The sequence below is a fragment of the Bacillus sp. T2.9-1 genome (assembly GCF_950097965.1).
GTDB lineage: Bacteria > Bacillota > Bacilli > Bacillales > Cytobacillaceae > Niallia > Niallia hominis.
The window spans coordinates 1-6,507 of sequence record NZ_CATNHG010000153.1 but is presented as its reverse complement, the minus strand read 5'-3'; the positions used below and the strand labels follow the sequence as shown (position 1 = coordinate 6,507).

Below are 6,507 nucleotides of genomic sequence, written 5' to 3'. Positions count from 1 at the left end.
CTTTTTCAGATAGTGGGGGGCTAGCCCCCCACTATCTGAACTAACATCTATAGAATTATCAAAGAACAATATTTTAATTGGAAATTACCTCGAAAGAGGACTATAAACTTACTATACGAGGAGATAGAGTTATGCGGTTAACTAATTATTCTGATTACTCTTTGAGAGTATTAATCTATTTGGCAACACAAGAAACGTCCAAACTTACAAATATAAAAGAAATATCCGAAGTTTATCAGATATCAAAAAATCACTTAATGAAGATTATTTTCAATCTCGGAAAACTAGGATATATCGAAACAATTAGAGGCAGAAGCGGTGGCTTTCGCTTAGCAAAGGATCCAGCTGACATCAATATAGGAGAACTTATTCGCAAAACGGAAGAGAATTTTTATTTGGTTGAATGCTTTGAGGATAAAAATGCATGTGTGATTACGCCGGTATGTTCGTTAAAACATGTCCTGAACAATGCATTAGAACAATTTTTCAAAGTATTGGACCAATACACACTTGCAGATATAGCGGAAAATCAGGTGATGCTAAAAGACTATTTTGCCATGAAACAAAAAACAAGTTCAGATGAAGATTGAATTTGTGTGTTATTCTGCTGAGTATTCTATCGTTTCTATTTATCAAGTCAATTAATATCCAAATAGAAAACGCAAAGAAACTGGAATGGTAAATCAGCTTCTTTGCGTTTTTTATATTTCTTTACTTATTCTTCTGTTTCATTCTCTGCTGGTGTTTCAGTTTCCCTATCTTCTGTTTGATCATCATTTTGGTCAGAACAGCCAACTAACATTCCTGTGAAAAGTAAAGCGGTCATCATTCCAAATGTTAACTTTTTAAAATTCAAAAGAATCACCTCAACAAAGTAATTTTTCGTACTACCCTAGTCTATAAAAGTATTATTAACCTACTATTAACTCAGTGCTAAATCATGTAATTATTTGCAGTGCTATTTACCTAAGGAATGTATTTTTTCTATTAGATGGGAATTTATTTCAACATCTACTCATAATAGAAACTGGATATTTTATCGCAGAAGCATTAGTATATGAAGAAGACAGAATGAAGAAAGATAATAGTAAATTTTTAATAGAAGATAATAGGAGTTATTATAGATGAAAGATAAACAGCAAAATACGGTGGCAAAGTTGAAGGTAGGACAAACCTTTCCATTAACAATCAAGCGATTAGGCATAAATGGCGAAGGAGTCGGCTATTTTAAAAGACAGGTTGTATTTGTGCCAGGTGCTCTTCCAGGAGAAGAAGTAGTAGTGGAGGCAACAAAGGTTCAGCCTAAGTTTTCGGAAGGAAAGGTAAAGAAGATAAGAAAATCTTCCCCCTTTCGCGTACAGGCACCATGTCCCATTTACGAGCAATGCGGTGGATGCCAGCTTCAACATTTAGCCTATGACCAGCAGCTACAGGAAAAAAGGGATATCGTTATCCAATCATTAGAACGTCATACAAAGCTGAAAATCGATAAATTAGATATTCGCCCAACCATCGGAATGGAAGATCCATGGAACTATCGCAATAAGAGCCAATTCCAAGTGGGACAGCAAAAAAATGGCGCAATCATTGCAGGTCTATACGGACTTGATTCCCATCGTCTAATTCCAATTCAGAATTGCATGGTACAACATCCGTTAACGAACAAAGTATCAGAAGAAGTTCGCAAAATCTTAGAAGAATTCCAAATCCCAATCTATGATGAACGAAAACAAAAAGGGATCGTCCGCACGATTGTAACTAGAGCAGGATTTAATTCAGGAGAAGTTCAAGTCGTACTTATCACGACACAAAAAGAAATGCCAAGAAAAAAACTAGTAATGGCTGAAATCCAAAAAAGATTACCAGAAGTGAAATCATTGGTACAAAACATAAACGGTAACAAAACGTCCCTTATTTTTGGCGAAAAAACAATCCACTTAAGTGGGGAAGAAGTCATTCAAGAAACATTAGGAGATTTAAATTTCGAACTTTCAGCACGTGCCTTTTTCCAATTGAATCCTGTGCAAACAGTAAAGCTTTACGATGAAGTGAAAAAAGCAGCTGCCTTAACTGGCCAAGAAAAAATTGCCGATGCCTATTGTGGGGTTGGAACAATTGGTTTATGGCTAGCAGATGGCGCAAGCGAAGTCCGAGGGATGGATACGATCGAAGCTGCGATTACAGATGCACAAAAAAATGCAGATAAACACGGTATCGAAAACGCAACCTATGTAACAGGAACAGCAGAACACTGGCTGCCGAAGTGGGTAGAAGAAGGGTGGCGTCCTGATGTGGTTGTAGTCGATCCACCGAGAACAGGCTGTGATCGTAAGTTATTAGATGCGATTAAAAAGGTTAAACCGAAGAAGTTTGTGTATGTTTCTTGTAACCCATCTACTTTGGCGAAGGATATTGATTATTTATCCAAGGATTATAAGGTAGAGTATTTGCAGCCGGTGGATATGTTTCCGCATACGGCGCACGTCGAGTGCGTGGCGTTGATAGAGTTAAAATAGTTTAGTATCAATAGGTTTATCGATTTTCAACAGTATATGAAGTGTATTTTATGTTCCCTCGGACTAATGGTTCGGGGGATTTTTTGACCCCCGGGGTCTTACTTTTACGCATAACTAGCTATTAGTTAAAGATATATCTTTTGTGTGAGTTTTTTGTCAGATTTTGATGATATCAAAGTCAATAAGTTAGGATGTTTGATATAATAATGGCAAGTTTATGGATCGGATAATATGCATCAATAACAAATGAATGGCAGGCGATGTTATGATTAAAAAGAAATTAATAAGATTAGTTAGGAATGGAAAACAATTGTTAAGAATGAAAGTAAAGGAAACCCCGTTACGCTATAATTCAAATAAAGGTGAAGTTGATATATTGATAGATTCTGCAGCTAAAACTAAAAGTTTTGATGTAGCTTGTTTACAAACCGAAAAAGAGAGGATCTATTGTGAAAATCCTGTAAATTCAGCATCATGGCATGGTTATTATGATGAACGAGAAAATCCAATCAAGCTTCCGATTATTAATTTTAAGCATAATCACGATAAGATTTTTAGCTCTAGACATAGGGGGATTGTTCAACAAGAGAATATTTTTCTATTTCCTATCTGTAGTGTTTATATACCTTCTCAATTTGATACTTCTGACTTAACAGAGGTTCAGGAAAGAGAGGAAGACTTTATTATTGAAATGGATGATAGGAGCAATGTACGAGCTGATTTTTTTATATTACCTAAAGGGGTAACAGTTGATGACTTTGTATCAAATATAAGCCTTTCGGTTATCTATTTTATATGTGACATAACAATTTTTAATAAAAGTCTTCGAGGAGAATTTAGACCACTTCCTGTAAAGAGGAATGAGGATATAGAGTTCCTAAGTATGCAAGTTGGGGAATGGGATATGCTTGTTCGTATAATGTATACAGAAGAAACCTATGAGCCTGATCTCTGTGGTAAATATAGTTTGCTATTTCATGATCCAAATGAAACGATAGATATGTTATTAGATAGGACAATCGGTTTTCCAAATGAAGGTGGATCTGTTGAATATGTTTCTATGAAGGATCGGTATTCAAGTGAAATAAATAAATTTAAAATGTAGTAAAGTACCATGCATTTGTTGGTGATTATTGGAAAGTTATAATTGATATGGAGGGAGAAAAACTATGGATGAAAAATTATCGTTACAGTCTTTGGATATTACGTCAGAAAAGATCGAGCAGTTAAAAAGGATAATTCCTGAAGTGTTTTCAGAAGGGAAAATAAACCTCGAAAAGTTTAGACAAGCCCTAGGCGAACAAGTTGAAACTGATCAAGAGCGATATGGTATATCTTGGGCAGGAAAGAATGAATCTATAAAAAATATTCAAACACAAAGCACAGGAACGTTACGCCCGAATCTTGAAGAATCTATTAACTTCGATGATACGGAAAACATGATTATTGAAGGAGATAATCTAGAAGTATTAAAGCTTCTTCAAAGAAGTTATTATGGTAAAGTTAAAATGATTTACATAGATCCCCCGTATAATACAGGTAATGAATTTATATATCCTGATAATTATAGGGAAGGTTTGGATGAATATTTAAAGTTTACGGGCCAGGTAGATGAAAAGGGTAATAAGCAGTCTACTAATTCTGAAACTAGTGGTAGATATCATTCTAAGTGGTTAACTATGATGTATCCCCGTTTATTTTTGGCTAGAAATTTATTGAAGGAAGATGGATTAATTTTTATTTCCATTGATGACAATGAAGTTCATAACCTTCGTTTGTTAATGAATGAGATTTTTGGAGAAGAGAATTTTATTTCAAATATTATATGGGAAAAAAGGTATGGAAGAAGTAATGATGCTAAATTGATGTCCTCTGTTTCTGAGCATCTACTTTTATATAGGAAATCAGAAAAATTATCAGTTTTAAGAGAACCAAGAAACGAAAGCAATAATAAAGATTATTCTAATCCTGATAATGACCCGAGGGGACCATGGACTAGTGTATCATTTGTCAGTCAAAGGACTAAAGACGAAAGGCCAAATCTTGCATATACAATAACAAAACCATATACGGGTAAAGAATTTAAGCATCCCACTAACTCTTGGAAATACAATAAAGAAAAGTATGAAGACATGCTTTCAGACAATAGATTTTATTGGGGTAAAAATAGGGATCAAGATTTTCCGAGAATAAAAAGGTTTTTATCTGAACTTCCGGAGGGTATGGTACCAGTTAATTTATGGAAGCACTCTGAGACTGGTACAACTGACCAAGGAACAAAAGAAGTAATCGAACTTATTGGTAAAAATATCTTCACTTATCCCAAACCTATATCGTTTATTCAAAGAATGTTGAAACTTGGAAGTAAAGGTAACGACATCATACTTGATTTTTTTGCAGGTTCAGGAACAACTGCCCAAGCAGTAATGGAACTAAATAAAGAAGATCGAAGCAACAGAAAATACATTTGTGTTCAGTTACCAGAGAAATGTGATGAAAAGAGTGAAGCATTTAAGGCAGGTTATAAGACAATTGCAGATATCACAAAAGAACGTGTTCGTAGAGTAATTAATAAGCTTCAGCAAAAGGAGCAAGAGGGATTACAGTTTGATAATGAACTACAACTCGATTTAGGGTTTAAAGTGTTCAGATTAGATTCTAGTAATTTTAAAGTTTGGGATGGTTCAAAAGTGGCAACTCAACCAGACCAGATTGAAGAACAGTTAGATTTATTCGTGGAAAATGTTAAAGATGGACGTACTGAATTAGATATTTTATACGAAATTATGTTGAAATCAGGATTTAGTCTTACGACACATGTAGAAGATATTGAGCTCGAAGGAGTAAAAGTGTATTCTGTTGCGGAAAAATCATTATTTGTTTGTTTAATTGATAAAATGAATAAAAAACTTATTCAAGCGATGGTGGAACAAGAGCCCGAACAGGTAATTTGTTTAGATATGGCGTTTCATGAACAAGATGAATTAAAAACAAATACAGTCCTTGAAATGAAGTCAAGAAATATTAAGTTTAGAACGGTCTAAGGGGGCATAAAATTGAAAATTCAATTTGAAGCTAATCAGGACTATCAATTGGATGCAATAAAGTCCATTATAGAGGTTTTTGATGGACAGCCATTGGCCAAGGGGCAATATGAAGTTGATTTAACAGGAATGGTAGGTGGATTTTTATCAGAGTTGGGAACTGGTAACCAACTGTTACTAGAAGATTCGCAGTTGCTGAAAAATGTTCAAGCAATTCAAGAAGAAAATAAAATATCCCCTATCGATAAACTTCAAGGAATGCATTTTTCAATTGATATGGAGACTGGAACAGGAAAAACGTATGTTTATTTACGAACCATTCATGAGCTCCATCAAAAGTATGGATTTACTAAATTTATTATCGTTGTTCCCAGTGTCGCTATTCGTGAAGGGGTTCTAAAAAACTTAGAAATTACACAAGATCATTTCCAAACAATATACGGAAAGAAACCTTTTGACTATTGGGTTTACGATTCTAGTCGGGTTTCCTTGTTACGTCAGTTTGCTAGTTCCAAGGAATTACAAATTATGGTGATTAATATTGATGCTTTTAATAAAAAAGACAATAATATCATTCATAAGGAGAACGATAAACTTTCAGGAAGGAAACCGATTGAATTTATTCAGACTACAAATCCTATTCTAATTATTGATGAACCACAAAACATGGAAAGCAAACAGGCACAGGATGCTATTCAATCATTGAATCCTCTGTGTACATTACGATATTCAGCTACTCACAGAAAACTGTACAACCGACTATATCGTTTAGGACCAGTTCAAGCTTACGATATGAAGTTGGTAAAGAAAATAGAAGTCGACCTGAAATATTCATAGCACTTTAAAAGATGCACGTTTTTCTAAAATGCAGGTGAGAGTTTTCTATCTTTTTATAAGATTGAACATTTTCTAACCTTTAAAATCTAATTAATTTATTTCCCATTGGA

6 protein-coding genes are annotated in these 6,507 nt (G+C 34.4%); 5 read left to right on the top strand and 1 reads right to left on the bottom strand.

Annotated elements, in window-relative coordinates; all coding sequences use genetic code 11:
- Positions 1-131: 131 nt before the first annotated feature.
- Positions 132-590, top strand: coding sequence for an RrF2 family transcriptional regulator (locus tag QQZ16_RS22895; RefSeq protein ID WP_031537450.1), 459 nt, complete (start codon positions 132-134; stop codon positions 588-590).
- Positions 591-715: 125 nt separating this feature from the next.
- Here the strand turns inward: QQZ16_RS22895 and QQZ16_RS22890 are convergent, their stop codons facing one another.
- A complete protein-coding gene (locus QQZ16_RS22890; protein WP_155986746.1) occupies positions 716-856 on the bottom strand; it encodes a hypothetical protein in 141 nt (46 codons plus the stop codon).
- Between the two features lie 268 nt (positions 857-1,124).
- Here QQZ16_RS22890 and rlmD point away from each other — a divergent pair, with 268 nt between their 5' ends.
- From rlmD to QQZ16_RS22870, 4 genes are all read left to right on the top strand, one after another.
- Entirely contained in the window at positions 1,125-2,516 is a 1,392-nt protein-coding gene (gene rlmD, locus QQZ16_RS22885) for a 23S rRNA (uracil(1939)-C(5))-methyltransferase RlmD (RefSeq protein WP_031537453.1), read from the top strand.
- A 250-nt stretch (positions 2,517-2,766) separates the two neighbouring features.
- Complete coding sequence (locus QQZ16_RS22880) at positions 2,767-3,621, top strand: hypothetical protein (protein ID WP_284561832.1); 855 nt, start codon at positions 2,767-2,769, stop codon at positions 3,619-3,621.
- 64 nt (positions 3,622-3,685) lie between these two features.
- Positions 3,686-5,560 (top strand): site-specific DNA-methyltransferase, encoded by a 1,875-nt coding sequence (locus tag QQZ16_RS22875; protein ID WP_284561831.1) that lies wholly within the window; start codon positions 3,686-3,688, stop codon positions 5,558-5,560.
- A gap of 12 nt (positions 5,561-5,572) precedes the next feature.
- Positions 5,573-6,397 carry a DEAD/DEAH box helicase family protein gene (locus QQZ16_RS22870; RefSeq protein ID WP_031540241.1) on the top strand — a complete coding sequence of 275 codons (825 nt, stop codon included), beginning with the start codon at positions 5,573-5,575 and terminating at the stop codon, positions 6,395-6,397.
- Positions 6,398-6,507 lie beyond the last annotated feature (110 nt).

What these genes read in the sequence shown, in the direction of transcription:
- QQZ16_RS22880 (WP_284561832.1), top strand. Translation starts at nt 2,767, where the DNA reads ATGGCAGGCGATGTTATGATTAAAAAGAAATTAATAAGATTAGTTAGG.
- QQZ16_RS22895 (WP_031537450.1), top strand. Translation starts at nt 132, where the DNA reads ATGCGGTTAACTAATTATTCTGATTACTCTTTGAGAGTATTAATCTAT.
- QQZ16_RS22875 (WP_284561831.1), top strand. Translation starts at nt 3,686, where the DNA reads ATGGATGAAAAATTATCGTTACAGTCTTTGGATATTACGTCAGAAAAG.
- rlmD (WP_031537453.1), top strand. Translation starts at nt 1,125, where the DNA reads ATGAAAGATAAACAGCAAAATACGGTGGCAAAGTTGAAGGTAGGACAA.